Below are 1156 nucleotides of genomic sequence, written 5' to 3'. Positions count from 1 at the left end.
CCCCTCGAACGGGCGGGGGGCCTCTACCGGCAACGGTGTGCGCACACCCCCCACCACCCCCGCGCCCACCGAGACCCGCCGCAACACCACCCCCCCCCCCCCCGCCGGAGCGGCGGTGGAGCCGTCCCCATCGCCGCCCGTGGGGGTGGCGGCGAGGGGTGCACTGGAGGCTGCGGACAGCGGGTCGGGCGGCATGACGGTCTCTCCGGGACGGCGTGGGATGACCTCAGCCTGGGCCACTTCCGTCCGGGCGGGCAAGGGTTGCAAGGAGGTTGCATTAATCCCTGTCCGGGCAGCCCGGCCGCCATCGCCGACTTATCAGACGGATCGTCAACTTCCTTCCGTCGAACGGGTGTCCACGAAATGGATCAAAACCGTCCAGGCCACGACGAGCCGCTGGTACGCTCTCCCCCTCCCGGCGCGGGCCCCACCCGGACCCCGGCCGACCGACCCCGGGCGGCCGATGCCGGCCCGGTGGCAGCGCATGGGAGAATACCGCGACGGCGACTTCGGGGAGGGAGGGGTCCGGTGGCTGCGCGCGAGGACACTGCGCGGGACGTTCGGCACGAGCCCGAACGGCACGGCCGGCACGGGCGGCCACGCCCGTTCGGCGGCCGGTTCCGGCTGCCCACCCTGCGCTTCTCCGGTGCCGCGATGGCGATGTCCACCGTCGTCGGCATCAGCATCGCCACCACCCTCCTGCTCAACGAGCAGCAGGGCGTGGGCCGGCGGGCCGGGGTCGCGCGCGTCGGCACCACCCCGCCGCCCACCCCCGCCGCGGGCGACCAGGCCGAGGCCGCCGCCGACCGGGCCCCGACCGCGCCGAACCCGACCGCGCCCAACCCCACCGCGCCGAACCCCGCCGACCTCCCGGCCACCGGCCGGCCGCCCGCACCGAGCCCCTCGGCGCACCACCCCGGGACGACGGAGGACACGGCCGCCACAGCCGCCTCGCCCAGCGCCTCTCCCCACGCGCCCGGCACCCGGTCGGCGCTCCCGGAGCCCACCGGCGGACAGGCCGCGGCCGAACCCAAGGGCGACCACGGCCCCCGCGCCCGGGCGGGCGCGACCCGGGTGCCCCCCACCGCCGCCCACCGCCCCGCCACCGCGCCGGGCGCGCCCCCCCACGCGCCCGAGGCCGCTCAGCCGCGCGGCC

Annotated in this window: 1 pseudogene; it reads left to right on the top strand. The window is 78.2% G+C overall.

What is annotated here, in order from left to right:
- Nucleotides 1–528 precede the first annotated feature (528 nt).
- Nucleotides 529–1156: pseudogene (locus tag ACFV6I_RS09785) on the top strand (hypothetical protein); the annotation flags it as partial.

The sequence above is a fragment of the Kitasatospora sp. NPDC059803 genome, from assembly GCF_042732255.1.
Classification (GTDB): Bacteria; Actinomycetota; Actinomycetes; order Streptomycetales; family Streptomycetaceae; genus Kitasatospora.
The sequence above is the reverse complement of the archived record's forward strand: the minus strand, read 5'-3'. Positions and strand labels throughout refer to the sequence as shown.